We start from the raw sequence: 26,363 nt of genomic DNA, 5'->3' as shown, positions 1-26,363 counted from the left end.
TGACGCCTGTCGTCGCCGCATCAGAAAATGACGCGGCGACTGACGCGATCGGCTTGAAAAAATTACTTTTTCTTATTTTTGTGATCCGGCGCGCCCGGAGCGACATTCGGCTGTGTCTGCGACGGCGGATCGCTGGCAGGAAAGGAGTCTTCGAGCTCCTCGTCGAGTTCCGCGTCCTTTTCCTCGGCCGTCAGCTCTTTTTCGTCTTCTTTGCCGGATTTGGTTTTCTCGATCATTGCATCTGTCCTCAGCCCCAGAGATGCAAGATGAACGGCCGCGCTCGCGAAGCGTTCCTTCGTTCAGCGCTGCGGCCCATGGCGCGCGCCATTCTCCGCCGCAACCACCCGCGCCGGCAAAAAAGCGACTTCGACCAGCGTCCCGTCCTGGACCTTGCTCTTGATCGAGAAGGAGGCGCGATTGGCCTCGACCAGGGCCTTAGTTAGCGGCAGCCCGAGACCCGTGCCTCCGGAGCCGCGCGCGCGCGGCGCCTGACCGAACGGCTCCAGCGCGACTTTGAGATCGCCCTCGGACATGCCGACGCCGGTATCGCGGATGCGCAAGGCGGCGCAATTTTCGTCGTTGAGCGCAGTCGATACGATGACCTGCCCGCCGCCCTGGGTGAATTTGATGGCGTTCGACAGAAGATTCAGCACGATCTGCCGCACCGAGCGCTCGTCGGCGAAAATATGCGGCAGCTGCGGCGCGAGCGACAGCCGGATGACGACGCGCGCGCTGCTCGCCTGCGGCTGCATGATCGACACGCATTCGGTGACGATGCGGTTGGCGTCCACCGCCTCGAAGGACAGATCCATCTTGCCGGCCTCGATCTTGGACAGGTCGAGCAGATCGTTGACGAGGCTCATCACCAGCGAGCCGGAACTATGGATGTCCTTCAGATAATCCTTGTAGCGGGCATTGCCGATCGGTCCGAAGCGTTCCTCCATGATCACCTCGGCAAAGCCGATGATGGCGTTGAGCGGCGTGCGGATTTCATGGCTGACCTTGGCCAAAAAATCCGATTTGAGGGCGCTCGCCCGCTCCGCCTCGCGCCGGGCGTCGTCGAGTTCGCGCTCGACTTTTTTCCAATGGGTCATGTCGCGCAGCAGCGCGCAATAGCGCTGATCGATCCCGGAGGCGGCGCTGGAGCCGATCTTGCCGAGCGTCATGAAAATCGGGATCTGGCCGCCCTGCCGCGTCAGTCCGAGAATTTCGCGGCCGTCGTTGAAAACCTCCGCGACCCCGTTCGACTTCAGCCCCTCGAAATAGGCGAGCGCCCGCTCGCGGCTTTCGGGCGCGACAAGAACCGTGAAGGGTTCTCCCGCAACCTCGGCCTTGTCGTAACAAAACAGCGCCTCGCCGGAGCGGTTAAGGCTTTTGATGCGGCCCGCCGAATCGATGACGGCGACGCCTTCCATCGCCGTATCGAGGATCGCATTGAGTTCGCGGGCCTCACGCTGAAGGCGCTTAAGCTCGGGCTCGGCGCCGGAGCGCGCCGCGGACGGTTGCGGCGCCAGCGAAATCGCCTCCAGCCATTCCGGCCCGTGCGGGAGCGGCGCCCGTGCGACGCGCAGGCGCACGGCGCGGCCGGAGCCGTCGCGAAGCTCGAGATATTCGGCGGAAGCCGGGCGCGTCATCACCGGCTGGATCGCCTCCCGAAATTTGGCGCTGGCGAAATCGGCGCAGCCGAGAAGATCAAGCAGAAACCGGTTGGCGAAGAGCGCCGCGCCATTGCCGCAGACGAGAACGCCGATCGGCAGGACGTCAAACGCCGCCTTTGCTCCGTTCGGTAGCGGATCGGGCTCCGCCGCGCTTTGGCGCGGGTTTGCGCGCGGCGGCGCCGGCCACTCCTGTTCGAGCCGCGAGGCGAGATCGGCGAGCCGCGCCCGGCTGCCCGAGATCGAAGCATCGTCGGCGCCCTGCTCGGGGCCTTGCGGCGCGGACGGCCCGGCGCCGGCCTCCAGGGGCGAGCGCAGCACAATAATTTTGGATTCCGGGATTCTCGAATCCGGTGCAGCGGCCCGGCGCGGATGGATCAGGCCGAAGCCGCGAAAGCCGAGCAATTGGCGGCGATGGTCGAACACTGGCGAGCCGGCGATCGTCACCGGCGCGATAAAATCCTCGCCCGCGACCGGCCAGGCGAGGTCGAGGCCGCTCCAGCTCTCGCGCGCTTCGAACAGCCGGGCCAGCTCCATGCCCTTGTCGGCGTCAAAGCCGGCGACGAGCCGCGCCAGCTTTTGACCCAATAGCTCGGCCTTGGGTTCGCCAATGGCTTCGGGGAGCCGCGGCCCGACCTCGATCAGGCGATCCTCCGCGTCGGTACGCCACAGGAACCGCGCCGGGCCGCCGCGATCCGGCCGTCCCACGCTGGAGATCTCGGCGGGCGCCTCTGGCGGAGCCGCGACGGAGCCGCGCAGATCATGCGGCATATCGAGCGCCGCCGCGAGAAACAGCGGCGGGGCGCCCGCGACGCCAAGCCTGCGGCAGAGAAAGATGATTGGCCGCTTGACCCCTTCAAAGCGCAGCCGCTCCAGCCGGGCCGGCCCGTTGAGCGGCAGCGTTTGCGACAGCTGACGCAGCCGCGCCGCCGCCCCATCGGACACGCCGATCGCGCCCGACAATTCCGGGAGTCCCGATACGCCGAACAGGCGCATGATGGCCGCGCTGGCGAAAACAGCCTCGCCCGCGTCAAGGGCTCCGCGGCCGCCGATCCCCATCGCCGGCGTATCGGGCGCAAGACGCGGCGACAGGCTGCATAACGCCGTCGCGACATCCGCTGCCCCTAATCCGGGGCTGAAGCAAATCTCGGTCATCCCTGCGGCTTTCTTCAAGACGGCTTAACAGAATGCTAACCACGTCCCGACCTGCGGTCCATTAAGAGAGGTATTTTAAGCAAAAATTGATTAATTATCCTTAACCATCGGATCCTATGCGTGGAACCCTCGATCTGGCGCCCGGATGATCTGCGGGCCCGCCGCAGCGGCGCCTTCGCGCTTGCAATCGGCGGGCGTTCCTTTTAGGGTCCGCCGCCTATTCGGTCGCGCCGCCATAGCTCAGTTGGTTAGAGCGCTAGATTGTGGATCTAGAGGTCCCCCGTTCGAGCCGGGGTGGCGGTACCACCTAAGCGATTGTTCTATCTTATGATTTCTAATCGAACTTTATCCAGATATCCTTAGGTTAACCGTCGACTCACCAATAACTCACAACTTCCCTGGGCAACGATAAGACCTTCTTTTCCCGACGAAGCCTTCTCCAAGAGAAGCTTGTGTGCTGAACGCATGGCCGATCTTCGTCTGCATGCGCGTGATCGTCGCGGAAGGAAAGCAGGCCAACACCGAAATCGAGTTCGCGGCTCATCATCAGAGCCTCGAAGCGAGTCGCTGCCGCCGGCCGAGATTTCAAACATTACGACGCCGCTGATCGGCCCGTCCGGACAGGGGGAGGTTGTTCTTGTGAGGGAACGGCGAGCAACCGGTGGAAAAGGCGACGGCCGCTCTCTCCGATGTCGGCGAAAAGCCTGTCCGCAAGGCCGCCGCCGACGAGGCCTGCCGCCGGGCCGCTGGATCAAGTCGCTCGTTCCCGGCGCTCACAACCGCAAAGAAATGCATCAAGTTCTACCGGAACCTTTCATCTTGCCGGCTGCGCCAGGAAAGGCGCATGAGAGGCAGAAGTCGAGTTCTCCACGACATTGAGAACACGATCGATCTCGGCCTCACCGATTCGATAACCCCAGACATCCAGATAGGAAGCGCGAACCAAGTTCCGCAGCTGCCCCGGCGCCGTTTCAGGATGCAGAGTTTCGGCGAGCCACTGGATGAGCAGGGGATCGAAGACGGGGCCTGCAAAGGCCGGAAAATGCGGCTGCAGATAGACTCGTCTTTCGCGCGTTGCACGCAACATGCGCCATTGCTTCTGCCTGTAGAGATCGGCCGGGACGAGATTGGCGAAATTAGTGGATATCAGGATGACATCCGGATCGATCCGGGCGATCTGCTCAATGTTGAACAAAGACGCCCTCGCGGAGGTTGCGACGTTCTCGGCGCCGGCCAAGGCGAGGCGCGTGGTCAGCGAATGGATTCTTGGGCCGATCCACATCCCTTGCAGATTGGACACAAGAATGAGAACGCGCGGCCGCGCCACCGTTTCGCTGGCGAGGCGCGACGCGATGGCGGCCAGCGTCGCATCGCCGCGAGCGCGCAGGGCCTCGGCCGCGGCGGACGCGCCGCTGATCTGGCCCATGAAATCCCAGAGTCTGGCGTCAGCGTCCAGCGTCCCGTCGGTAGCGAAGGCGACAAAGGCCGGAAGCGCAGCAGATTCTATCGCGGATTTCTGGAAGGCCCAGCCGAATATTGCGTCAGGGGCAATTAGCAGCGCTCTTTCAGGATCGAGCGACGTGCCCGCGCCGGCGAAGGCGATGTCGCGCGAGGCCGGAAATATTTGCTCAAGCAGCGCGCCGTCCATTCCGGACCGACCCAGCCATGTCGCCGCTGCGACGCGCCCGACGCCGCCCGCCAGGGTCGCGAAGGCGGGCATGACATTGGCTGAGAAGAGGATGCGGCGTGGCCGGCCATTAAGGGCAACGCGCCGGCCCGTCATATCCTCGACGAATGCAGGCGCGTTGCCGGAACCTGCGTGAGTCCTGGGGGCGGCCAAAGCGAGAGCGAGCGCGAAGGCGCAAATGCAGGCGAGACCCGAGACGCCGTAATCTCTCGCAAAGCGCATCTTCTTCACTTTTTCCTAGCCGAGCTGCAAATGCGTGAGCTGCCGCTCGAAATGCGTTGGATGCTCGGCGAGATGCCGGTCGAGCCACTTCAGCTCGACGCAACGTTCGAGCTCATAGACAAGGCGGCCGTCGCGGTCCGCATAGCGATCGCAAAGCTCGTGAAGGCTAGGCAACGCGGCATAGGCCGCGCGCGTTCGAGTCTCATATTCGGCGACGATCTCCCCGCAGCTCATGCTTTCGAGACGATCGATGTTATCGTCCGTCAGGATCAAGTCGAGGCTAAGCTTTGCCGGCTGCGCAGGCGTATCACGCAGATGCATGATCCACTCGCGTTCGGAACGCCAGACTCCGCTGGCCGCGCCGCGCTCGATCAAGGGATCGAGCCAGTCGGGCAAAGCGTCCCTAAGCTCCTCGTCAAGCCGCTCGTCTTCAAAGCGGGCGCCCCAGCCGAGATAAAAGAAGGGTTGCGCATAGCGCCAGTCGCCTTCGTGCCTTGGCAGACAATCAAGCTTTTCGTTCAGCGCCTCGAGCGAAGATAAGGTGCTCCTGGCGACGAACAGCCTCGCCCCAAGCGCCATTCCAAGCTCTCCGGCAAGACGCAGGGTCATCAAAAGAAAATCGAAATTCCCTTCGCGTCCGTTCCAATGATCATGCAGCGCGCCGACGCCTGCGAGCGAGGCATGGGCGGTGCGGCAGCCAAAGCTTTGCCGCTCGATGAGCCAGGCGCGCATATCGGCCTCTGAGCGTTGACGCAGTCCGCCGAGCGTGATCCCCCCGAGCGGATATTTGGATGGGAAACGTTCGTTCAGGCCGCGCAACATTTCAAGGGTCGCGCGGTCATATTCGTCGCTATAGTTCAGAGAATACTCGACAGCGAAATCGGAACGCTTCCTCTTGTCTCCCCATTCAAGAAAGCGCAGGACGAAGGTGGAGAAGCGCTCATTGGAAATGGATGACAGCTTCTTGTCCCCCATCAGGCAATATTTGCAGCTGTGGGCGCACGCGGATTTCTTCGCATGGATGTTGATCCCCGAAAACGCGACCTCCCGCGCCATTGCCGCCCCTAGAAACGAGTCGCCAGAGAGAAGGAGATTTCGCGCGGCGCGCCGACAAAACGGTTCGACATCCAGTAGCTATGATTGGTGACGTTGCTGACATTGAAGCGGGCGGTGAGCGGTATGCCGTTCAGCTTCGTTTCATAGCGAAAACCAAGGTCGCCTGTGGCATAGCCCGGCAGATACTGGGTGTTGTCCACGGTCGCAGCGTATTTCCCATAATAATACACGCCGCCGGTCAGCGTCAGCCCCGGGACGAAGGGCAGCGCATACTCCGAATACACCTTGGCCATCCGGCTCGACACATTGATGGGCTGCAAACCATCGAGCGTCGGATCATTTGTCACCCGTGGATCGAGAAAAGTGACGCCGCCGAAAACAGTCCACTCGGGCAGAACCTTGCCGGACGCGCCGAACTCCACGCCTTTATGCTCCTCGCGGCCTGCGGACTTGAACACATTGTCCGAATCGAGAAAAGCGTAGGCCTTGTCAATGTCGAAAAAGGCGAGCGTCAGCAGCGTCGCGCCGACATTCGCCTTGGCGCCGACCTCATATTGGCGGTCGAGCGAAGGCGGAAAGGTTTCGCCCGCGTTCAGCGCGCCGACCGGCGCGGTGTCTCCCGCTTCCAAGCCCTCGATATAGGTCGCGTAAGTCGAAAGCCAGGGCGTGACCTTGAACAGGACCGACGCGCTCGGGGTAAAGCGCCCCTCGTCATACTGGCTCTCGAGAGTCCGGGACACGCCGATCGGCGGCAGGTACGTGTAGTCGCTGGTCTGGATCTGGGCGTGCGTCACGCCGGCGATGACGGAGAGCGGGCCGTAATCGATCTGGTCGCCCAGAACGGCATTCTGGTTGCTGCGCGTAAAGAAGAGCGACGAAGGCCGCGTTCCAATGGCGTCGAAGCTGGGCATCGCGGCATAATAGGGGCGGCCAAAATTAAAATTTCCCGTCGTGGAGGCAAAAGACGCCGCGTCCTCGGGAAGCACCGACTGATAGCGCTGCGTAAAATAGCCGCCCGTGACCTTGTGCTTCAGCGGGCCTGTCTCAAAATCGGCGTCGATAAAGCCGTAGCCGGACAGCGTCGTCAAATCGCCCGCCGCATTGTTGTTCAGGCTCTGGGAGTATGTGCCATCGTTGGAGAAAACGAGATTGTTCACGGAGATTTCGGGCTGTGAGCTGTGGATGTAGAGAAATCCGCCGCGCAGCGTCAAGATGTCATTTGGCTTCCAGGTCAGCTTCGCCTCGGCGCCGTTCTGTTCGTTGCGGTAATAGGCCCAGGGCTGGCTCCAGCTTCTTTGCGCGGACGGCGCTTGGCCCTGAATGGCCGTACCGCCATAGAACCAAAAGGGATCCGGCGCGTCCACGCGGTAGTAGCTGTGGAAAACATTGACCTGGGCCAGCGCCTCCGGGGCGACATGCCAGTCGAGCGCGGCGCTGAAATAGCTGCGCTGCAGGCGCTGCTGGTCGACGGCTGTGTCGCCGCTCTGCCCGACGATGTTGATGCGGTAGCCAAAGCGACCTTCCTTGTCGATCGGACCGCCGAAATCGCCATGAACATAGCCGGCTCCGCCAGTAAAAGGTCCAATGCCATAATCGCCCACGGTCAATTGCGCAAAGGGCGCGGCGGTTGGACGCTTGACGACGAAATTGATGAGGCCGCCCGGATCGGCCGCTCCGTAAAGAAAACCGGAAAGCCCGCGCACCACTTCGACGCGCTCCATGCCTTCGATGTCGATGACCGAGGTATTCCACAGCCGCATGTTATCGAGCGTCGTTTCGCTCGTCGCAAAGCCTCGGATATTAACCGAAAAGGGGTTGCCCCGGTTGACCGGGAACACATTCTGCGTGAACGGGTCGAGCTTGAACACATCATCAGTCGATTGCGCTTGCGTATTCTCCAGCAGCTCACGCGAAATGACGTCGATCGAATAGGGCGTGTCGATAATGGGCTTGGCCCCAAGCGGACCGACGCCTGACAGAAACTCGGGCCTGTAGCCCTGCGCAGCCGTGGCGTCCGACTGCAGCACGGCGTCGACATTCAAGGGCGTCAGCGAAATCGGACCCGGACTTGCGACCAACACAGGCGGAAGGTCAGCTGGCGTCTGGGCCAGAGCCGGAGCGACCGCTCCGGCGGCGAAAAAGGAAACGCCGTTTGCGAGGATGCGCATGCGGAGCCGCGCTGCGGATTTAGACATGGATGAAGCTCCTATCGGCGAAACTGAGGGTTATGTTTTTTCCGGCGACCGGCGCGCAAGACAGCATATGGCGCCGCTTCACAGCCGCCAGGGTTGTCAGATCAAATTGTAAGCAAGCTGAGACGCGCGATGCGTCAGTCGGATCGCCGCCAAGGCGGCTTCAGCAGTTTGCGCCATGGCGTATTGAGCGCGTGGTCAAGCGCGGCGGCGAAAAGCTCGAAGCCGTCGTAAGCCCAGTAGGCATTGCCCCGTCGGTCGAAGAGCGGCGTCAGGGACAGCGCATTCTGTCCGCGCTTGCGCCATTCATATTCGTCGCGCTCGAAATGCAGCACGAGATCAGGCCTTGACTCGCGAATGTAGGAATCAACAGCCTTCTCGCTGGGATTCTCCGCGTCGCAGGCGAGCCGCGGCGTTCGCCGCGCTCCGGTCTTCGCTGTCCAGCCTGAGGCGTCGCCGATCCTGAGCCCGAGCAGTCGATAGGGTTCAAGCTGCTCTTGCGACATCGGGGTGAAATGGACGGCCAGCCGGCCCTCGAGGCGCGACCGATACCGTGCGACGATGGCTTCGACTTTTTTGCGGTTTGCGGCGATCACGCGCTCGGCCTGATCGCGGACGCGCGGGCCAAAATGCGCGGCGATCGCCCGCAGCGAAGCGTCCGTCGCAGCTGGCCCCGCGAAACAGGCGGGTTGAATGGGCGTTCCGAACCATTGGTTCAGCAGGCCGGCAAAGCCGCCGAAAAAGCGATCGGGCGGCGCGTCGAGGCTTTCGGCAAAGCCGACGACAAGCTTGCATCCGCTGATGCGGCCCATGTCGCTCACGCTTGATCCCGTGACCTCATGCACGGGCGTCAGGCCGATCTCGCGCAACAATTTGCTGACGATCCACACAAGTCCCGAGGCTTCCCTGTAGAATGGCAGCGCGACGTCATACCGCTGCGCGCGCCGCGGCGGCGCACGGTTTGCGGCCGCCTTCAGAGTCGCCGCCGCCTCGACCACCCAACGCCGCTCCACTCTGATGCTTTCACAAGAGAGCGGCAGGATCAGCCGGCCGAGCGATCTCGCCTTCTCCTTCGCAACGCCTTTGACGTTGGCGTCGATGAGCGCGATCGGATCCTCATTGAGGATGGCGAACCCCTTTGCGAGAGGAAACAGGATGGAGAGCTCGTCGAGCGCCTGCGCCAGCTTCATATCGCCGCCGTCGTCGAGGTCGCCAAAATTGAGATCGGTGCAGGCGTGGATTGCGGCGAAACTTTCGACGCCCTGCACGAAGCCCGGCAGGCTGAGGCGAGACGCGCCCGTGAACAGGCCGCAACCGACGGGCCCATGCGACAGGGCGGCGAGGTCGATCGCCGCGCCCCAGCCCGAGACGCTCTCGCCGAGGAAACTGCCGGCGCAAAAGCTCAGGCGTCCCGCATCGGAATGGGCGCGCCGAACGGGAGGCTGGCAAAGGTCGGCCGAGTTCGCTCCGCGCCGCTCTGCCGCATGCGCCAGACCTTTCGGCTTTCGTCCCCTCGGATCCTTGCGGTAGGTGACGGAGTGTGCGTCGAGCTCCAGCGCGATGGCGGGTTCGGCCGGAGGCAGCGGCGGAACGCCCACGGTCCCCTTGACGGCTCCTGATCGCCATCGGATGCGTTGCTGGGGGAGAAGAGTATTACGCGCCACGCTGTCCTCAAGAACTTGTGAAGCTATATCCTCTTTGGAATAGCAATTTCTTGTCAATAACAATTTATTTGTCCGAAAGCCGCTATAGTTTTGTCAGATATGCGACACCGACAAACCGGTTCTCGCCATTGTCTTTTCGGGCGTCGCGCGGCTTGACGAGCCCGTCGATTCCTCGATACCCCGTGATTGACGAGAAATCTGGTTCGTCCATCCTGGCGATCGTCGGAGACGGGCCTTCCCCGATTCAGGTCGGCTGCGTGCGGACAACCTCCGGGGTCCTTGTTTGACTGCCTTTTTGTCGATGACTGTAGGGAAGAGGATGGACGCGACGAAGATTGTCCCCGCCTTCCTGTTTCTGATCCTCGCCCTGCTGGTATTGTTCTCCCTGACGCTTGGACGCTATCCGGTTCCCTTTCCTGAAGTCGTGCGCATTGTTTTGACGACGTCTCCTCTCGGCGCCCATATCGACGACGCCGACACGCCGCGCATTGTGGTCGAGATCGTGCGCGCGCCCCGCATCCTGCTGGTAACTTTGTGCGGAATGGGCCTTGCGCTGTCCGGGGCCGCGATGCAGGGAGTCTTCCGCAATCCGCTCGTCGGACCCGAGATCGCAGGGGTTTCCTCCGGGGCGGCGCTCGGCGGCGTTGTCGCCATTCTTCTCTCCTGGCCCCCACTTGCGGTGACGGGTCTTGCCTTCGCCTTGGGGCTTCTGGCGCTTGCCGCGGCCTTCGGTCTCGCACGCATCGCCGGACGCGCGAGCACGCTTGCTCTCGTGCTTTCAGGCGTCATCGTCGGCGGCTTCTGCAGTGCGCTCGTCGGCCTCGTCCAGACGCTGGCCGATCCCACTACCAGGCTGCCCTCGATCGTCTATTGGCTGCTCGGCAGCTTCATAGGAGCGACCTCCAGCCAGGTCGTGATCGTCGCTTCCATCACCCTATTCGCTGGCGGGCTACTCCTCGCGCTGCGCTGGCGGATCAATTTGCTTTCGCTTGGCGATGCAGACGCATCCTCGCTCGGCGTCAACATTGAGCTCCTGCGCTGGAGCCTGATGGGCCTCGTCGCCTTGATCGTCGCAGCCCAGGTCTCGGTTTCCGGCGGCGTCGGCTGGGTAGGTCTCATCGTGCCCCATCTTGCCCGCATGCTGGTCGGTCCTGACCATGTCAGGCTGCTTCCAACGGCGGCGTTTCTTGGCGGCATCTACCTTCTTGCGATGGACGACGTCGCCCGTAGCGCAACGGAACAAGAAATCCCAATCGGTCTGCTGACCAGCGTCATCGGCACGCCGATCTTCGCCTTTCTGTTCTGGAAGACACAGTCGAAAGGCTGGACGCGTGAATAGTCCCGCAGTCCTCATCGGCGATCTCGGCTATTTCTACCAGGCCGAGCGCTGGATTCTCCGCCATCTCGACCTGTGCGTCCCCCGAGGATCGATCTTCGCCATTCTGGCTCCCAATGGACGCGGCAAGACTACACTGTTGCAGCTTCTTCTCGGCGCGCTGAAGCCGCGTGAAGGCTCGATCAAGGTCGATGGCCGCTGCGCCTTCGTGCCGCAACTGTTCGAGGTCAGCTTCGATTACTCCGTCCTCGACATGGTGTTGATGGGCCGCGCGCGAAGAATCGGGCTGTTCTCGCAGCCCGCGCGCGAAGACGAGGCGGCGGCCCTCGAAGCCCTTGAGCGTTTCGGGCTGGGAGATTATGCTAGCAGGGCCTTCCATGAGCTCTCGGGCGGCCAGCGCCAGCTCGTCGTCTTCGCCCGCGCCATCGTCGCAGAGGCCGAAATCCTGATCCTCGATGAGCCCACCTCGGCGCTCGACCTCAGGCATCAGGCGCTAATCCTCAAATGGGTCGGGACCCTCTCCCGCGAACATGGGCTGACGATCGTCATGACGACGCATCATCCCCATCATGCTCTGGCCGTCGCCGACGCCGCGCTACTAATGCAGGGCGAAGCCGACTACACAACAGGCCCAGTCTCACAAATCCTGACGGAAGCCTCGCTCGGGCGCCTCTATGGCGCGCCGCTTAAGCGCCTTTCCTTCGAGCATGAAGGCCGACGAATCGAGACCTTCGCCGCCATCCCGCCAGTACGTAGCTCCGCTGGAAAGGACCACTGGGGCGACGCCTCCTAAAGGTTAATAGATGGACCGGGCGCCGCCGTCAGAACTTCATGGCGATCTTGCCCACGACGGCGCGCGGCGCCCCCGGATAGTAGAAGGCGTTGGTCAGAGTCGACTGCTGAAAGTAGGAATTATTCATGAATCCGATGTATTGCGCGTTGAACAGATTGCTGATGGTGAGGCTGGCTTCGAGCTTGGCGGCCGGAAGCTTGAACTGATAGGTGAAGTTGAGGTCAACCGTCGCATAGCCTGAAAGATATTGCGTCCGCGTCGTATCGCGCCAGCGCGAGCCCGTGAAATTGGCGACGGGCGTGAAAGCGAAATCCCCGTAGCGCCACGTGCCGCCCAGAGCCGCGGTCCATTCCGGAACGTTCGGAAGCTGCGTGCCGGTGACATTGGCGCCGGCGACAGTCGCCGCCGATGCGCCGGCAAGCACTGGCGGATTGGAGACGAAGACGTTCCGATCATAGGACATGGAGGCGAAAATATCGAGCGTGTCGATCGGCTTCCAGCGACCGAGCAATTGCGCGCCATAGGCGAGCGACTGGCCGACGTTCTGCGCATATTGGATGCCAATGCCGGGATCATAGGTGACGCCCTTGTCGTCGTTGCGCGAAACATAGCCCGTCGGTTCGATCGAGAAGACGCCGAGGCCGGAGACTTCATGGGTCCAGCGCAGGCCAGCGTCGAGCGCCGCTGACGTTTCGAGCTTGATCTGCTGCCACAGCTGATTGGCGGTGATCCCCTTCGCCGCAAAGGCGGCGGCGTTCATCTGATAGAATACACGACGGGCAAGCTGAATCGCGGACGCATCGATCGCCGGATTCGCCGGCGGCCTTGCCGCGGCTGCGCTCGGCGTCGGCGTCGCCAATCTGGCCAGCCCGGCGTCGACGATCATGTTGGTTCTCGGCTGATTGATCAGCGGCGCCTTATTCGCGGCGCTGTTGACGATCGTCAAGTTTGTCGCCGATCCCTATAATCAGCTGCCGGTGATCATCTACTGGCTAATGGGGAGCCTCGCCGTGCTGACCGCCTGCGGGCGAGGTCTCGACGGGCTCTCGATGGGGGACGACGAAGCGAGGACGCTGGGCGTTCCGGTCGGCCTGTTGCGCTATAGCGTCATCGGAGCGACGACGCTCATCTGCGCGCTCGCCGTCTCGACCGCCGGAATGAAATCGAATTCTCCATGCCATCAATTACATGCGCTCCTGTTTGGCGGGGTCACGCCTGGAGAACCCGCAGCCAGAAACTGTCCACCTCGAGTGGCGCGCCCCATGCGCGCCTGGGCGGACGGTTCCAGTTGCGCGCTTTTTCAGTGGCTCGCTGTGGCGGGTGTGGATCAGCTACAACCGCGTTCAACGCCCTGCTTATAGAGCGCGCTCCGGAATCGCCGCCGGTAGTCGTAAGGACTGACGCCAAGGGTGCGAACGAAAGCTCGGCGCATCGCGTCGCTGTTGCCGAATCCGCAAGCCGTGGCGATGTGCTGAAGCGGCGTCAGCGAATCCTCGAGGCTTCGGCGAGCGGCCTCAAGACGCGCCGCCTCGACGAAATCGGCGGGCGTCATCTTGATCTCGCGCCGGAAAACGCGAGCAAAATTGCGGACGCTCATTCCCGCCTGCTGCGCCATGGCTGTGATCGACAGCGGCGTCGCGAGGTTTTGCAGCGCATATTCCTGCGCCTGCTGGATCGCGCTTTTGCCGGACATCTGCGCGGCCAGATGGGTGCTAAACTGCGACTGGCCGCCTGGCCGCTTGAGAAACATCACCATATAGCGCGCGACGATCAATGCGAGATTGCGGCCATAGTCTTCTTCGACCAGAGCCAGGGCGAGGTCCATGCCGGCGGTGACCCCAGCCGTCGTGCATAGCGCGCCCTCGCGAATGAAAATCTGGTCGGCGTCGACGATGACATCCGGATATTCGCTTTTCAGTTTGGCCGCACATTCCCAATGGGTCGTGACCCTGCGGCCGTCGAGCAGGCCGGCGGCGGCAAGCAGAAATACGCCGGTGCAGACGGAGCCATAACGCCGTATCGTCGGCGCGCGGCGGCGCAGCCACGCCGTTACCTTCGGATCGATTTCGTCGAAGGAAGGGTCGCCTCCTACCAGCAGCGTATCGATCTCTTGGTCCGGATCGTCGATGGTGCAATCTGGCAGAAAGCGGAGGCTTCCGGTTCCTGAGATTGGCTCGGCCGTTGCGCCCATGACGACGACCTCATAGGCGAAAGGATCACCAAGCCGCCGCGCGGCCTCCCAGAACACTTCCGCCGGCCCGACAACATCAAGCGATTGAACCCCTTGGGGAGCAAGGATCACAATCCGCATCGTTCAGCCTCAAACAGCAGGAGACGCGTCGCGTTGAAGAACGCGGCAAAAGGCGGCGTCAAACACGCGCTGGCCGGACGCAACGCCGTTCTGAACGCGTGGATCGACTCCCGCAGCGGCGGCGGCGGATGCCTAGCGCCGTCATGATAAACTGATTTTCCCAATAAGAAAGACTTGCGTCGCTTCAGCGCGCGGTCAGCCGAATTCCCGCGTCCTAAGGGCGGCGACGGCTGACGCGGCGACAGCAATCTGCGCAGAGCCGCGTTCCATCAACCAGCCGAACACAAGGCCGATGGTCGCCCAGAGCAGGGCGTGGAGGCCCAGCGACGCGATGCGGAACCGCCAAAGCAGCGGCGCCGAGAATTGTGCGGGGATTTCATTGATTTCGGGCAGAGCGTAGGAAGCTACCGCGATCGCGCCGATGAACGCCACGCCCGCGAGGATCGCGGCGTTCCAAACGCCAAGCCGCGGCGCCAGTTGTCGCGCGGCCGCAACGGCGCCGGCGAGCGCAGCGACCGAGACGATCACCATGACGAAATAGAGCCCTGTCCGAACGCCGATCGTGTCGGGATCGCCAACCGACGGCGGATTTGCAGGATATTTCAGAAAGGGCGCAATCGAGATCGCGACGAAGGCGGAAATCGCCAGCAGCGCCGATGTCCCGCGGGGTCCCAGCGATCCGATGCGGCCATTGACGAAAGCGAATATGAGCGCAAACAATCCCCCAATCGATGCGCTATAGACCAAGACGCCTGACGCAAGGCCAACCCCGGCCTGGGTCTCCCGAGAAACCAACGCAGGCTCTTGGGCCTCGCTCGTGCCTTGCGCCATCTGCTGTTCGAACGCGATCGCCCGCTCGATCTCCGGCTCGCCGAAGACGCGGGCAAATCCGAAGACGAGCAATCCGGCAAAAAGGCCGGTCAACATGCCGCGCAAAAGAAGGGCTCCAACCATGTTTACCTCCGTCAGTGGCAGGGGAAGCCGAGGAGATGACGCCCGTCATGGAGATATTCATGGACATACATGCCGGGAATGAGGGAGGTTGCGCCCTCTTCCGCGCCGACGAAATATACTGCCAGCAGCAGCAGCAGGCCGCCGAAGACGGCCCATGGCAGGATCTCGCCTACGGGAATCGGCGCAGGACCGACGGTGGGGGCTGCGCCACTGGAAATCATCGATGCGGGCATGGAGTGCTCCTCTGAACGAATTGCGGACTGTAGCGTTTGCGGCGGCGGCGCCCCGGCCTGTAGGGACAGGATCAGACCGGCGAAGCGGTTTGCAGTTCGCTCGCGCGCGCGTCGATTTCCGCTTCGCTCACGAGACCCTTGCCAACAAGCAGCTTCTCGAACGCGGCGAGCCATTGCTCATAGTAGTTCCACGATGGATCATCGAGCGCGTGCGCGCTTTCCCATTCGCCGATCGAGGCGATGAGATTCTGGCGAAACTCCTCCCACTCGAAATGACCGTCCCGCGCCAGCGCGAGCGCGACGCCAAAGGCTTCCCGCTCCCATTGCTGCGAGAAACAAAGGGAGCCATTCGCGCGCGGGGGCGTGTCTTGTGCGCCCATCATGCTCGTGACGGCGAAATGCTCGAAGCGCGTCAGCATTGCGCCCTCACGCCGCCTTGGCTAGCGCGACCCCCATCATCGCTTCCGGGGTCACCAGCGCCGCCAATTGCTCCTCGCTCATCCCCTCGGTTCCGGCCGGGCGCTCCGGCACCACGAACCAGCGGATTTGTGCGCTTGAATCCCAGACCTTGATCAGCACGTCGGGCGGAACATTGACGCCAAATTCGCTCAGCACTGCGCGCGGCTCGCGCGCAGCCCGGCTTCTGAACGTCGGATCCTTGTACCAATAGGGCGGCAAGCCAAGCACCGGCCACGGATAGCAGGAACAGAGCGTGCAGATGATGAGATTGTGCACGTCAGGTCCATTGGCCACGGCCTTCATATGCTCGCCCTCGGCGCCCGCCATCCCGGTCGGAAAGTCGAGCTCCGCGATCGCCGCCGGCGTGTCGGCGACAAGGCGATCCTTGAAACCGGAATCGACCCAGGCCCGAGCAACAACTTTTGCGCCATTGAACGGCCCCATCTTAGTTTCGAAATAGCCAAGCACCGTCTCGACCGTGTCGCCCGTTATGACGCCTTTTTCGATCAGCAGCGCCTGTAGCGCTTTGGCGCGGGCGGCGTTTCTTTTCTCGCGGTCGGGTGGATATCCGAATTGATCGCTCATGTTGCGGCTCCGAAGGTTCACGCGGCCGAGGCCAGTTCGGCGGGCGCGGTCAGATAGGCCGCGTAGAGATCGGCATAGATGAAAAAATTCTTTTCGGCGTTGCCGGGCCACAGCTCTTCCGGATCGAAGCGGACGCAATAGCACGCCATGGCTTCGCCGACGCCGTCCGGACCGGTGTCGCAGAGGTAGACATAAGCGCCCGGATAAACTTCCTCGATGACGCCGGTGTGGTTTCTGAGGAAGCCCGGCAGCCTCGTGTGTTCGACCGTCGGCGGATTGCCGACGCGCACAACATCGCCTTTGGCAAAGAGAGGCTTGGGATCGACGTCGCGTTTCGGCGAGTCGCCGTCGACGAGATATTGTATGACACGCTCGTCGATTTGCGTTGCGCCGCCTGTAGGCAGCGGCTTATCAGGGTCGGCGTAGTATTCTTCCGTCTTCGCGTCGAGCTCCGCCTGGGTGATATAGCCATTGGCGACAAAATAGCCGGAGATGCCGCCAAGCCATTTCTCGTAATAGCGGTATTTGAAATAGTCGAACGGATTCATCGACTCCGCGCCCTTGCGCAGGTCGGCCCATGTCCAGATCGTGCGGAAAACGCTCGGGGTCTTTGGCAACGGCAATTGCGGGCTCAACGCCATCATCGCCGTGTGGATGCCAAATATGCCCTTCTCCCACTCCTCGACGAAGACACGCGTCTCGGTCCAGACCGGGCCGAGCCCTTCGAGTCCTCCAAGCGTATGTTGCAGCTTCATGAACGCGCTCCAGATTCGACGATGTAGTTCAGGCGGTTGCAGTCTTCTTGGCCGTGAGCATGTTAGTCCCCATCTCGGAGAGATATCCGAACGCGGCGCCTACCACCATCGCCACCGCGGCGACGATGGTTGGATGACTGATGTCGCCGGTCAATATGCCCTTGCCTGTCGCAGCCATGGTGCCGACGGTCGATGCAAAGCCGAACACGATCGCCGGCGGGAAAGAAAGGATCGGCAGCGCCGAGGCGGCGACCATCGCCGAGGTGCCTAGTCCGACGCAGATCGCAGCGAAGATCGGATGCGCTGGCAACAGCGCGATGAAAAGCAAAGTGATCGAGGCGATGGCGATGCCGGTCCAGTTGCGCAGAACCGATTTTATAAAGCCGTCCTTGCCCCCTCCGCAGGCAAAGAACGACGCCCAGGCGATGAAGGTGACCCACACCGGCACAGGCAGGATGGTTGCCGTTATGAACGTATCGATCGCGCCGAGCACTCCAAGGCTGATCATTGCGGCGACAAGTGGCGACATGGCGATCTCCGGCGAGAGTGGACGATTTTGCTTCACGCAGCTGTAGCGATGGCTCGACAAGCCTCAAGCCCCTGCAGCAACGCCTCGCGGTCGAGTTGGCGGCCGATGAACACGATCTGGCTGACGCGCCGCTCCTCGTTCAGCCAGGGGCGGCCGGGACGGCCGTCAAGCGTCATGTGCACGCCGTGAAAGACGTAGCGGCGCTTGTCGCCGGAAAAATTCAGCACGCCCTTCATGCGCAAGATATCGGCGCCCCGATCCTGCAACAGGCGGTTCAACCACCGATTGAAGGCGTCCGGATCGAGCCCCTCCTCGATCGTCAGGGCGACACAGCCGATCTCGCTGCTGTGCTCATGCGCGTGATCTGCCAGCAGGTCGGGGTCGAGCGCCAGGAGATTTTTGAGATCAAACGCGCCAAGGTCGAGCACCTGCCGGGCCTCTACCGCGCATTCTCGCGTGCGCAGAAAGCGGGCGAGCGGATTGAGCCGGCGCGCCGCGCATTCGGCCGCCTCGCTGGCGGCTTCGTCTTCAAGGTCAATCTTGTTGAGCAGCAAGATGTCCGCGAAAGCGATCTGCTCCCGGGCCTCGTCATGCTGAAGCTGCCTGGCGATGTGGCGGACATCAACGACAGTCACAATGGCGTCGAGTTGCACATGGGCGCTCATGAGATCGTCGAGGATGAAGGATTGAATGACCGGCGCCGGATCGGCGAGGCCCGAGGTCTCGATGATCAGGCGGTCGATTGGCCGGTCGCTTCTGATCAGATCGCTGATCGCGACGACGAGATCGCCGCGGACAGTGCAGCAGATGCAGCCATTGTTCAATTCGACGATCGCCTCGGCCGTCTCGACGACAAGTTGTCCATCGATGCCAACTTCGCCAAATTCATTGACGATGACCACTATGCGCTCGCCGGCCGCTTGCGCGAGAATTTCATTAAGCAGCGTTGTCTTGCCGGCTCCAAGAAATCCGGTAATAATCGTAGCATTTATTTTTTTCATAAGGCGCTCCGCACGAGTTTTTACTTGTCGACAGAATACATATGCAACACGCCGCCTCAGGCTTGCTGAAAGCTATATTCTGACACTTGCGGAATACTTCCCGATAATCTCGACAACCGCTGCACGTGATCATCAGGCTCGGCTATTGCACCCCAACATCCCGCTCGGCGCAATAGCGCCCGTCCGCCTTTTTCGGCCAAAGAGAGCAAGGAAACGGACAAAATCCGAGAAAACTCCATTAATGCCTAACATTTAGGCGCACTCAATCCGGGCACGCCTCGGCCGACTTCGCTGCTTCCCAGCATGCAGTATGATGAGAGCAATCTGGAAAGTGGGCGCGAAGCGCTGCGGGTCGCGCCACGCCCTTCGAGCTTGCTGACGGGCGGCGCAAAGGCCGTGCGGCATCCGAAAGCTCGATCCAGACAGGCGCGTGGTCGCTGGCCTTTTCCCAGCCCCGGACGGCGCGGTCGACATCGGCGGCGATGAGGCGCTTTGTCACCGGCGGGTTAAGCAGGAGGTGATCGAGGCGCAAACCGGCATTCCGGTCCCAGGCATTTCGGAAATAGTCCCAGAAGGTGTAGACGCGCTCGCCCGGATGAAGCGTGCGCAGCGCGTCCGTCCAGCCCTGGCTGACCAGAATCTGAAACGCCTCCCTCACTTCTAGCCGAAACAGCGCGTCATCGACCCATCGCTCGGGCTTATAGACGTCCAGCTCGGTCGGGATGATGTTGTAGTCCCCGGCGAGGATGACGGGAACTTTCAGCGCAAGGAGCTCCGCCGCGTAGTCGGTCAGGCGCTGGAGCCATTGCAATTTGTAGTCGAACTTCCGACCGGGCGCGGGATTGCCGTTTGGCAGGTAGAGACACGCGACAACGATTCCATCGATGGCCGCCTCAAGATAGCGGCTTTGGCTGTCATCAGGGTCGCCTGGCAGTCCCCGCCGGGTTTCGATGGGCTTGCCGCTAGCGGAGAGGATGGCGACGCCATTCCAGCTCTTCTGACCATGCCAGATGGCGCCATAGCCTGCGTTTTCGAGCTCGCGGATCGGAAAGCGTTCATCGGGCGCCTTCAGCTCCTGGAGGCAAACGACGTCCGGCCGAGTTTCTTTGAGCCAGCGCAAGAGCACGGACAGACGTCCGTTGATGCCGTTAACGTTGAAGGTGGCGATTTTCATCGCTCGGCCCCAGCTCGTGATCCGCTCAGCCCGGGTTGAAACCGCTTCAGATGATCTTGAGATGGTCCCCATCGCCGACAAGGATGTTTCTCGGAGCGCCTGTCAGCCATCGGGCGGGTCGATCAGCATGCCTCTCACGAACAGTCGCACCGCCTCGACGGCGCGACATTCGAGCGTTTCGGACTCGATCGGGACGCCGAGCATGGCGACCCGGGAAATGCGGCCGAGCACGATGCTTCAGGAACAGATCCGCGGCTAACGTCAGATCGCTAAGCGCATAATGATGGCTCGCGGCAAAGCGGAGGAAGACCGCCTCGACAAGTTTGATCTGGCGCTCCGCGCCCTCCTGCATGGCGAGTTTTGCGAGTTCCGGGAAACGCTCCGCCTGCGCCGCTATAATGCGAATGAGGGCGGCTGAATCGGGCGCCGCCGCCTTTTGAAGGAAGCGACGCGCGAGGATCAGAAGGGCTTCCTCCAGGCTCGTTCCGTCGAGCTCCGTTTGAAGCTCGTTCTCCAACTGACCATAGGTCGACATGACGCGTCGGCGCAGGACGTCGGCGAAGAGCGCGGCCTTGTCCGCATAACGCGCATACAGCGTCGCCTTGCCGATCATCGCCGTTTCGGCCAGCCGATCCATCGAGGTGCCATCGAAGCCGCTTTGCAGGAACATGTCGGTTGCGATCTCGAGCAGGCGCTCATCCCGCAAGATCGCCGCCGCCCTGGTCGGGCGGCCGCCTCGCGGTTTCGGCCGCTCGACCGGCGAAGCGTCCAAAGCCTCGTTCATGTGCGCCTCAAAATTTTAACTTGATATTGAACCAAGCCGATTATAGAACAGAACTGTTCAGTTCCCAATAGGCAGGCCCCATGCTCGCCCCATCCAGCTCTCGGCCTCTTGATACAGACGAGGCCAGCGACAATGCCTCAATCATCCCCGCCATAACAGCTCGCTCGCGCCATAATTTTCCGCCGGCGGCATTGGCCCCTGCGACGGAAGGCGACGTCAAGGCCGCGGCGGCGAAAGCGCGCGCGGGGTTCGGCAAACGCACGCTCGGCGTCATCGTTGTTCTTATCGCACTCGCCGCGGGCGGTCATTTTGGATGGCGTTGGTGGGTGACCGGCCGCTTTCTGGAATCGACCGACAACGCCTTTTTGCAGGCCGATAAGGTCGTGGCGGCGCCGAAGGTCGGCGGCTATGTCGCCGAGGTGCTGGTCAGCGACAATCAACGCGTGCAGGCGGGCCAGATTCTGGCCCGCATCGATGAGCGCGATTATCGGATCGCCCTGCTCCAGTCGCAGGCCGATCTCGACAAGGCGCGCGCCAGCATCGACGGCGTCGCCGCCGCGCTGATCCAGCAGGCGGCGAAGATCGAGGAGGCCAAAGCCGACATCGCGACGGCGACGGCGGCGCTCGACTTCGCAACCGAGGAGGAGAGGCGTTACAGCTCTCTTCTGCAAAAGGGCGCGGGCACGACCCAGCGCTCGCATCAGGCCACGTCTGATCTCTTGCAGAGACAGGCTGCGCTGGACAAGGCGCGCGCAAGCTATGACGCCGCCGAGAAACAGACAGACGCCCTGCGCTCGCTGGAAGCGGCCGCGCGCGCGAGCCTGCAACGGGCCGAAATCAATCTCGATCAGGCCAAACTCAATCTCGACTATACCACGATCAAATCGCCCATCGACGGCGTCGTCGGCGATCGGTCGGTGCGCAAGGGCCAGCTCGTGCAGCCGGGATCCAACCTGCTGACGATTGTGCCGATGGGCGAGGCGATTTATCTCGTCGCCAATTTCAAGGAAACCCAGCTCGGCGGAATGGTCGAGGGCCAGACCGCATCCTTCACGGTGGACGCTTACAGCGGCCATGTGTTTCATGGGCGCCTCGACAGCTTCGCGCCGGGAACAGGCGCGCAATTTGCTCTGCTGCCGCCGGAAAATGCGACGGGTAATTTCACCAAGATCGTGCAGCGCGTGCCGGTCAAGATCGTTCTCGACGGCGGCGATCCCATGATCTCGCGGCTGCGGCCGGGGCTTTCGGCGGAAGCGACCGTCGATACGCGCGCTCGCCCCGACAAGGGCTCGCCGCAGTCCGTCGCATTGAAGGCGGACGATGAGCGGCGGTGAATCGAAGGCGAGCGCGGGCGACTGGCTCGCGGTCGCCGGCGCCATTCTCGGCGCCTTCACCGCGATTCTCGACATTCAGATCACCAACGCCTCCCTCGCCAATATCGAGGGAGCGATCGGCGCATCGGCTGAACAGGGCAGCTGGATTTCAACGGCCTATCTGATGGCCGAGATCATCGTGATTCCGCTGACGGGCTGGCTCGGTTCGATCTTCGGCCTTCGCCGCTATCTTTCGGTCAACACGTCCCTGTTCGTCATCTTTTCCATCGCCTGCGCGCTGTCGACGTCGCTTGCGCAATTGATCGTTTTCCGCGCCGGGCAAGGATTTACGGGCGGCGTTCTCATCCCGACCGCAATCACCATCGTGCGGATGCGCCTGCCAAAGTCGCAACAGGGCATCGGCATCGCGCTTTTTGGCCTGACGGCGACTCTGGCGCCGGCGCTTGGCCCGACGATTGGCGGCTGGCTGACGGATCGTTTTTCCTGGCGATATATCTTTTACCTGAACCTGATCCCGGGACCGGCCGCCGTCATCATTCAGCTCAGCTCATTGTCGAAGCAAAAGGCCTTGTGGCGGGAACTGCCGCGCGGCGATTGGTTCGGCATTGGCGCCATGGCGGTCGGGCTGGCGAGCCTCACTTACGTGTTGGAGGAAGGCCAGCGAAAGGAGTGGTTCGAGTCGGATCGGATCGTCCAGTTGTCGCTCCTGGCCGGACTGGGGATTTCCTGTTTCATTCTGCGCGAGCTGACGGCGGCGAAGCCGTTCATCAACCTTCGCGTGCTCGGCAACCGAACGGTCGGCGTCTCGACTGCGCTGATGTCGATTGTCGGCGCCGTCACGCTGGGTTCGACTTATGTGATCCCGCTCTATTGCGCGCAAATCCAGGGCTACAACGCCGAACAGATCGGCTATGTGGTAATGTGGAGCGGCCTGCCGCAACTCGTGCTGTTCCCGGGCATGCCTTTCCTGATGAAAAGGATCGACGCGCGAATTCTGGTCGCTTTGGGCACGCTGCTCTTTGCGGCAAGCTGTTTCATCAATGTGAATCTGACGCATGACGTCGGCATGGATCAGCTCATTCTACCGCAGCTTCTGCGCGCCGCTGGGCAGCCGCTGTTTTCGATTCCCTTGTCGCAGCTTGCAACCGCCAATCTCGCGCCGCGCGATACGGCCGACGCCTCGGCCTTGTCCAATATGATGCGCAATCTCGGCGGATCGGTTGGCATTGCTCTGCTTTCGACGATGATTGAGCGGCGCGAGCAGTTTCATTTTTCGATGCTTTCCGAGGCGATGACGCAAAACGCGACCCGCGTCCAGGAGCGCATTGCCGCGCTCATGGCCGGCATGTATGAGAAGTTCGCCGATCCAGCCATCGCCAAGGGGCATGCGCTTCAGATGATTGCAGCGCAAGTTCGCCGGGAAGCCTACGTCTCCGCCTTCTCCGACGCCTTCTGGGTCGTCGGCGTCGCGCTGATCATCAGCCTTGCCGCGATCACGCTGCTCGGCAAGCCAACGCGCGCCGCCGGCCCACTCGAAGCGCACTGAGTCTGGCGTCGGCGCGGGCCCCCCTCTTCGCAGGATCATGACGTAACACCGCAAAGCGGCAAAACCTCTGGGCTGAGCTGGACGACTCTCGGCGCTGCGGACATTTGGACATGGATCAACTCAGGGAGATCGCGGCGCCGCGCAATGCGATTTTTTTTCCTTTGGCGTTCGCGTCGAGGCCGCCACTTTCCGCTTCGGTAGAAATTCGGCGCGTCGTTCAGCCTGTTCGGCCACACCGTTAACGATGGGCAAGAAGGGCGGAGTTCAGGGAATTGCAGACAGAAGAAGGAAGGTCGCAAAGATCACCAAATGGATGGCTCCTTGCAGAACAGTTGTGCGGCCGGTTCCCAGCGTGAGCGTGCTGACGAACAGGGTCAAAACCAGCAAGACGATGCTCTCGGGGATGAGCCCGAGCGTGAGTTTCGAGCCGGTGATGAGTGAGACGACCGCCACTGCGGGGATCGTCAGACCTATGCTGGCCAAGGCCGACCCCAGCGCAAGATTTATGCTGTTTTGCAGCCGGTTGAACAGCGCCGCGCGGATCGAGGCGATGCCCTCGGGCAAGAGGACGACCGTTGCGATCACGACGCCGACGAAAGTTTTCGGCAGACCGGCTGAGGTGATGGCCGCGTCGAGCGGGTAAGAGAGGATTTTTGCGAGAAGCACCACCGCAGCCAGGGAAACCAGAAGCAGGCCAGCGCTGGCCGCCGCTGTGCTGGTCGTCGGTTTGCCAGGCGCGGCCTGATCGGAAGCAAGCTCCGGCTCTGTCGCGTCGAGAAAATAGTCGCGATGGCGAATGGTCTGGACGAAAACGAAGACGAGATAGAGGGCCAGCGAGACAGCGCCGATAAAGATGAGCTGGACTGGCGAATACTCGGGGCCGGAAATCGCCAGTGTGTAATTCGGCAGAACCAACGCCAAGGTCGCGAGCGTGCCGAGGACGGCGAGCGCCGCCGAAGCTCCGTCGAGGCGGAACGATTGTTCGTAGTGACGCTGGCCTCCGAAAATGAGGCATAGGCCGACAACGCCATTCAGCACGATCATCACGGCCGAAAACACCGTGTCGCGCGCGACCTGGTCGCTGCCTTCGGCCCCTGACACCATGATCGAGACGATGAGCGCCACTTCGATGACGGTGACCGCGAGGGCGAGAAGGATCGAGCCGAAGGGCTCGCCGAGCCGGAGCGCCAGGACCTCCGCATGATGCACCGAGGCAAACACCGCACCTCCCAGAAGAGCAGCGGAAAGCGCCAGCGCGATGCCGGAGCTTACGTCGACGAGGCCGGCAAATTTCGCAAAAAGCAGAATGCTTGCCGCGGCAGGGGCGAGCCAGGTCCACATGGCGTTGGAACCGTGGGATTCTTGAGACATTCGCTCGCGCCGCTCCTATCGATTCGCTTTCGTAGGCGCGCTCCTATGTGTTTGGAACGCGTCAGATCGGCGGCCCCCTCAGTGGCATTGGCGTCAAGGGCCGGAGCTAGCAGCTTCAGCAAGAAGCTCGCGCAGCCGCCTTTTCCCGCTTTTCTGCTACGGCCTCCCGGCCGCCGAGCCGGCGACTCTCGGGTTGCTGCAAGTCCCCTCCCTTTGAGGCGCCTGAACGATTCTCGCCGCGCCCTTATGGCCCACTGCTCGGCAAGCGGTCAAATCTGGGCTCCGCCACTGAATGCGTCGGTTTCATGAAGCTCGACCCTGGCCAGATTGATTACGACCGCTCATACAATCGCGTGGCGGCCACTGCTCCCGACTCGAACGCCGCCCGCCAGCGAGAACAGAACACTTGCGGCCCCGGGGCCTTGGCGCCGCTGACATTCCCGCCGGGCGAGGCTTTTCCGTTCGACTGGTCGGGACATTGGGCGGTCATCGGCGGCGAGCGCATCAAATTGCAGGTCGGCCCACTTCAAGCTCTCCTACAGCCGCGCCTTCATTCTCTGGGCCTATCCGCGACAAGCCCATGAGATGCGGTTCGACCCCAATAATGACGCCGTCGGCGAGCGTGACTATCTGCCTTCAGCGCGTCGGCCGGAGCCTTATTCTTCCACCTCCTCGGCCAACTCTACGAGCGGACAGGCGCCATCATCACGACTAATCTCCGCTTCGGCGAGTGGGCCGTCGTGTTCGGCGACGCCGACATGACGACGGCGCTGCTCGACCGCCGATCACCGCTCCCACATCATCATCTCACCCAGATTGTCGCGCTATATTCTTAGCCAGCTGCGATCATCAGCAAGCGAAAGTATGATGGTGACCATGCTGTGCGTTATCTGGTCTGGCGGCCGCTACGATGCGATCAGCAAACGAAGGCGTTGGTCCACCTCGCGTAAAATTAGAATCCCGTCATCCGACGACAGCAGTCCACCATCGAATTTGACAAGGATTGTCTTGCCGGAGCCAGGTGACAGGCCGGGCGGCAGCACAGGATCGGTCAGGGGGGTATGGTCTCGCGGAAATAGCGTTGATTTGAGTCGGCAGCCAAATCCTACGTTAAATCAGCTGTTTTCACCGCGTCCGTCTACCCGCGCTGCATTATTCGGGTTAGCTGCTTATCCGGCTCCGCCTACTCCAACTTTTCGAGGCAGATCGGCGAGACCGGCAGGTCTTGGGGGGCGGCCTCGGCAAGCGCCATCTCATCGTCAAGGGCCTTGATCGTCATCCTACCGACGATGTCGTCCTCGTGCTGTTGATACGCCTTGTTGATGATCTTTCGCTTCTGCTTGAACTTGAGGACTGCGCCGGCAGTGGACGGCCCATAGGTTTGCGTTGTCAGTTCGGACTCGTCAATGGTGAGATCATCGAGGAAGATCAGCGCTGTCTGAACTTTGCCAACGAAGTCGCCCTTTACCGGCTGGATCAAGTGGGCGCTGTCTTGCACAAGGCAGGCCTCAAGCCGCTCGTCTCCCGCTAGCAAGCTGGATTTCAATGGCACTGGCGTCTCCCTTGT

General features: G+C 62.0%; 24 protein-coding genes, 1 tRNA gene and 1 pseudogene. 7 read left to right on the top strand and 19 right to left on the bottom strand.

Annotated elements, in window-relative coordinates; translation table 11 throughout:
* Positions 1–62 precede the first annotated feature (62 nt).
* Positions 63–236: a hypothetical protein gene (locus MSIL_RS21770; RefSeq protein ID WP_012592433.1), complete on the bottom strand. Its 174-nt coding sequence runs from the start codon at positions 234–236 to the stop codon at positions 63–65.
* Positions 237–299: 63 nt separating this feature from the next.
* On the bottom strand, positions 300–2,810 hold the full coding sequence (locus MSIL_RS20385; protein WP_012592432.1) for an ATP-binding protein: 2,511 nt from the start codon (positions 2,808–2,810) through the stop codon (positions 300–302).
* A gap of 229 nt (positions 2,811–3,039) precedes the next feature.
* Here MSIL_RS20385 and MSIL_RS17630 point away from each other — a divergent pair.
* A tRNA-His gene (locus MSIL_RS17630) sits at positions 3,040–3,116 on the top strand.
* A gap of 508 nt (positions 3,117–3,624) precedes the next feature.
* Here MSIL_RS17630 and MSIL_RS17625 read toward each other — a convergent pair.
* The 4 genes from MSIL_RS17625 to MSIL_RS17610 all read right to left on the bottom strand — a co-directional run bounded on the left by MSIL_RS17625 (position 3,625) and on the right by MSIL_RS17610 (position 9,565).
* Complete coding sequence (locus MSIL_RS17625; protein ID WP_012592431.1) at positions 3,625–4,719, bottom strand: ABC transporter substrate-binding protein; 1,095 nt, start codon at positions 4,717–4,719, stop codon at positions 3,625–3,627.
* Positions 4,720–4,734: 15 nt separating this feature from the next.
* Positions 4,735–5,775 carry a hypothetical protein gene (locus MSIL_RS17620; RefSeq protein ID WP_012592430.1) on the bottom strand — a complete coding sequence of 347 codons (1,041 nt, stop codon included), beginning with the start codon at positions 5,773–5,775 and terminating at the stop codon, positions 4,735–4,737.
* Positions 5,776–5,783: 8 nt separating this feature from the next.
* A complete protein-coding gene (locus tag MSIL_RS17615) occupies positions 5,784–7,970 on the bottom strand; it encodes a TonB-dependent siderophore receptor (protein WP_012592429.1) in 2,187 nt (728 codons plus the stop codon).
* A gap of 134 nt (positions 7,971–8,104) precedes the next feature.
* Positions 8,105–9,565: a nitrogenase component 1 gene (locus tag MSIL_RS17610; RefSeq protein WP_244406176.1), complete on the bottom strand. Its 1,461-nt coding sequence runs from the start codon at positions 9,563–9,565 to the stop codon at positions 8,105–8,107.
* A gap of 385 nt (positions 9,566–9,950) precedes the next feature.
* Here MSIL_RS17610 and MSIL_RS17605 point away from each other — a divergent pair, with 385 nt between their 5' ends.
* A complete protein-coding gene (locus tag MSIL_RS17605) occupies positions 9,951–10,970 on the top strand; it encodes a FecCD family ABC transporter permease (RefSeq protein ID WP_012592427.1) in 1,020 nt (339 codons plus the stop codon).
* Entirely contained in the window at positions 10,963–11,760 is a 798-nt protein-coding gene (locus tag MSIL_RS17600; RefSeq protein ID WP_012592426.1) for an ABC transporter ATP-binding protein, read from the top strand. Before MSIL_RS17605 ends, MSIL_RS17600 begins: the two co-directional genes overlap by 8 nt.
* 28 nt (positions 11,761–11,788) lie before the next feature.
* Here MSIL_RS17600 and MSIL_RS17595 read toward each other — a convergent pair whose 3' ends face one another.
* Positions 11,789–12,706: a TonB-dependent receptor domain-containing protein gene (locus tag MSIL_RS17595; RefSeq protein WP_041368166.1), complete on the bottom strand. Its 918-nt coding sequence runs from the start codon at positions 12,704–12,706 to the stop codon at positions 11,789–11,791.
* Between MSIL_RS17595 and MSIL_RS22265 the strand changes: the two genes are divergently transcribed.
* Complete coding sequence (locus MSIL_RS22265) at positions 12,693–13,121, top strand: iron chelate uptake ABC transporter family permease subunit (protein WP_341871977.1); 429 nt, start codon at positions 12,693–12,695, stop codon at positions 13,119–13,121. The two genes, MSIL_RS17595 and MSIL_RS22265, sit on opposite strands and share 14 nt — an antisense overlap.
* Here the strand turns inward: MSIL_RS22265 and MSIL_RS17590 are convergent.
* From MSIL_RS17590 to MSIL_RS17545, 10 genes are all read right to left on the bottom strand, one after another.
* A complete protein-coding gene (locus MSIL_RS17590; RefSeq protein ID WP_012592424.1) occupies positions 13,088–14,071 on the bottom strand; it encodes a GlxA family transcriptional regulator in 984 nt (327 codons plus the stop codon). The two genes, MSIL_RS22265 and MSIL_RS17590, sit on opposite strands and share 34 nt — an antisense overlap.
* A 195-nt stretch (positions 14,072–14,266) precedes the next feature.
* Positions 14,267–15,025 carry a CbtA family protein gene (locus MSIL_RS17585; protein ID WP_012592422.1) on the bottom strand — a complete coding sequence of 253 codons (759 nt, stop codon included), beginning with the start codon at positions 15,023–15,025 and terminating at the stop codon, positions 14,267–14,269.
* Between the two features lie 11 nt (positions 15,026–15,036).
* Positions 15,037–15,258, bottom strand: a complete 222-nt coding sequence (locus MSIL_RS17580) for a CbtB domain-containing protein (RefSeq protein WP_012592421.1) — start codon at positions 15,256–15,258, stop codon at positions 15,037–15,039.
* Between the two features lie 71 nt (positions 15,259–15,329).
* The gene (locus MSIL_RS17575; RefSeq protein ID WP_012592420.1) at positions 15,330–15,677 is read right to left on the bottom strand and encodes a nitrile hydratase accessory protein; all 348 of its coding nucleotides are present in this window, start codon (positions 15,675–15,677) and stop codon (positions 15,330–15,332) included.
* Positions 15,678–15,684: 7 nt separating this feature from the next.
* On the bottom strand, positions 15,685–16,302 hold the full coding sequence (nthA, locus tag MSIL_RS17570) for a nitrile hydratase subunit alpha (RefSeq protein ID WP_012592419.1): 618 nt from the start codon (positions 16,300–16,302) through the stop codon (positions 15,685–15,687).
* A gap of 17 nt (positions 16,303–16,319) precedes the next feature.
* Positions 16,320–17,057, bottom strand: a complete 738-nt coding sequence (gene nthB / locus MSIL_RS17565; RefSeq protein WP_012592418.1) for a nitrile hydratase subunit beta — start codon at positions 17,055–17,057, stop codon at positions 16,320–16,322.
* A 28-nt stretch (positions 17,058–17,085) separates the two neighbouring features.
* A complete protein-coding gene (locus MSIL_RS17560; RefSeq protein WP_012592417.1) occupies positions 17,086–17,586 on the bottom strand; it encodes a DUF1097 domain-containing protein in 501 nt (166 codons plus the stop codon).
* 32 nt (positions 17,587–17,618) lie between these two features.
* The gene (locus tag MSIL_RS17555; protein WP_012592416.1) at positions 17,619–18,587 is read right to left on the bottom strand and encodes a CobW family GTP-binding protein; all 969 of its coding nucleotides are present in this window, start codon (positions 18,585–18,587) and stop codon (positions 17,619–17,621) included.
* Between the two features lie 262 nt (positions 18,588–18,849).
* Positions 18,850–19,761: an exodeoxyribonuclease III gene (xth, locus tag MSIL_RS17550; protein ID WP_012592415.1), complete on the bottom strand. Its 912-nt coding sequence runs from the start codon at positions 19,759–19,761 to the stop codon at positions 18,850–18,852.
* A 46-nt stretch (positions 19,762–19,807) separates the two neighbouring features.
* Positions 19,808–20,545: a TetR/AcrR family transcriptional regulator gene (locus MSIL_RS17545; protein WP_012592414.1), complete on the bottom strand. Its 738-nt coding sequence runs from the start codon at positions 20,543–20,545 to the stop codon at positions 19,808–19,810.
* 191 nt (positions 20,546–20,736) lie between these two features.
* Here MSIL_RS17545 and MSIL_RS17540 point away from each other — a divergent pair, with 191 nt between their 5' ends.
* Positions 20,737–21,879 carry an HlyD family secretion protein gene (locus MSIL_RS17540; protein WP_012592413.1) on the top strand — a complete coding sequence of 381 codons (1,143 nt, stop codon included), beginning with the start codon at positions 20,737–20,739 and terminating at the stop codon, positions 21,877–21,879.
* The gene (locus MSIL_RS17535; protein WP_012592412.1) at positions 21,866–23,425 is read left to right on the top strand and encodes an MDR family MFS transporter; all 1,560 of its coding nucleotides are present in this window, start codon (positions 21,866–21,868) and stop codon (positions 23,423–23,425) included. Before MSIL_RS17540 ends, MSIL_RS17535 begins: the two co-directional genes overlap by 14 nt.
* Positions 23,426–23,689: 264 nt before the next feature.
* On the opposite strand, the gene MSIL_RS17530 is transcribed toward MSIL_RS17535, so the two are convergent.
* Positions 23,690–24,796 (bottom strand): calcium:cation antiporter, encoded by a 1,107-nt coding sequence (locus MSIL_RS17530; RefSeq protein ID WP_012592411.1) that lies wholly within the window; start codon positions 24,794–24,796, stop codon positions 23,690–23,692.
* 635 nt (positions 24,797–25,431) lie between these two features.
* Between MSIL_RS17530 and MSIL_RS20960 the strand changes: the two are divergent.
* A pseudogene (locus MSIL_RS20960) lies at positions 25,432–25,632 on the top strand (ATP-binding protein); the annotation flags it as partial.
* A gap of 347 nt (positions 25,633–25,979) precedes the next feature.
* On the opposite strand, the gene MSIL_RS17520 reads toward MSIL_RS20960, so the two are convergent.
* The gene (locus MSIL_RS17520; RefSeq protein ID WP_012592410.1) at positions 25,980–26,348 is read right to left on the bottom strand and encodes a hypothetical protein; all 369 of its coding nucleotides are present in this window, start codon (positions 26,346–26,348) and stop codon (positions 25,980–25,982) included.
* Positions 26,349–26,363: the final 15 nt, after the last annotated feature.

This window comes from Methylocella silvestris BL2 (assembly GCF_000021745.1).
Classification (GTDB): domain Bacteria; phylum Pseudomonadota; class Alphaproteobacteria; order Rhizobiales; family Beijerinckiaceae; genus Methylocapsa; species Methylocapsa silvestris.
The sequence above is the reverse complement of the archived record's forward strand: the minus strand, read 5'-3'. Positions and strand labels throughout refer to the sequence as shown.

What these genes read in the sequence shown, in the direction of transcription:
- MSIL_RS21770 (WP_012592433.1), bottom strand. Translation starts at nt 236, where the DNA reads ATGATCGAGAAAACCAAATCCGGCAAAGAAGACGAAAAAGAGCTGACG.
- MSIL_RS20385 (WP_012592432.1), bottom strand. Translation starts at nt 2,810, where the DNA reads ATGACCGAGATTTGCTTCAGCCCCGGATTAGGGGCAGCGGATGTCGCG.
- MSIL_RS17625 (WP_012592431.1), bottom strand. Translation starts at nt 4,719, where the DNA reads ATGCGCTTTGCGAGAGATTACGGCGTCTCGGGTCTCGCCTGCATTTGC.
- MSIL_RS17620 (WP_012592430.1), bottom strand. Translation starts at nt 5,775, where the DNA reads ATGGCGCGGGAGGTCGCGTTTTCGGGGATCAACATCCATGCGAAGAAA.
- MSIL_RS17615 (WP_012592429.1), bottom strand. Translation starts at nt 7,970, where the DNA reads ATGTCTAAATCCGCAGCGCGGCTCCGCATGCGCATCCTCGCAAACGGC.
- MSIL_RS17605 (WP_012592427.1), top strand. Translation starts at nt 9,951, where the DNA reads ATGGACGCGACGAAGATTGTCCCCGCCTTCCTGTTTCTGATCCTCGCC.
- MSIL_RS17590 (WP_012592424.1), bottom strand. Translation starts at nt 14,071, where the DNA reads ATGCGGATTGTGATCCTTGCTCCCCAAGGGGTTCAATCGCTTGATGTT.
- MSIL_RS17585 (WP_012592422.1), bottom strand. Translation starts at nt 15,025, where the DNA reads ATGGTTGGAGCCCTTCTTTTGCGCGGCATGTTGACCGGCCTTTTTGCC.
- MSIL_RS17580 (WP_012592421.1), bottom strand. Translation starts at nt 15,258, where the DNA reads ATGCCCGCATCGATGATTTCCAGTGGCGCAGCCCCCACCGTCGGTCCT.
- MSIL_RS17575 (WP_012592420.1), bottom strand. Translation starts at nt 15,677, where the DNA reads ATGCTGACGCGCTTCGAGCATTTCGCCGTCACGAGCATGATGGGCGCA.
- nthA (WP_012592419.1), bottom strand. Translation starts at nt 16,302, where the DNA reads ATGAGCGATCAATTCGGATATCCACCCGACCGCGAGAAAAGAAACGCC.
- nthB (WP_012592418.1), bottom strand. Translation starts at nt 17,057, where the DNA reads ATGAAGCTGCAACATACGCTTGGAGGACTCGAAGGGCTCGGCCCGGTC.
- MSIL_RS17560 (WP_012592417.1), bottom strand. Translation starts at nt 17,586, where the DNA reads ATGTCGCCACTTGTCGCCGCAATGATCAGCCTTGGAGTGCTCGGCGCG.
- MSIL_RS17555 (WP_012592416.1), bottom strand. Translation starts at nt 18,587, where the DNA reads ATGAAAAAAATAAATGCTACGATTATTACCGGATTTCTTGGAGCCGGC.
- xth (WP_012592415.1), bottom strand. Translation starts at nt 19,761, where the DNA reads ATGAAAATCGCCACCTTCAACGTTAACGGCATCAACGGACGTCTGTCC.
- MSIL_RS17545 (WP_012592414.1), bottom strand. Translation starts at nt 20,545, where the DNA reads ATGAACGAGGCTTTGGACGCTTCGCCGGTCGAGCGGCCGAAACCGCGA.
- MSIL_RS17535 (WP_012592412.1), top strand. Translation starts at nt 21,866, where the DNA reads ATGAGCGGCGGTGAATCGAAGGCGAGCGCGGGCGACTGGCTCGCGGTC.
- MSIL_RS17530 (WP_012592411.1), bottom strand. Translation starts at nt 24,796, where the DNA reads ATGTCTCAAGAATCCCACGGTTCCAACGCCATGTGGACCTGGCTCGCC.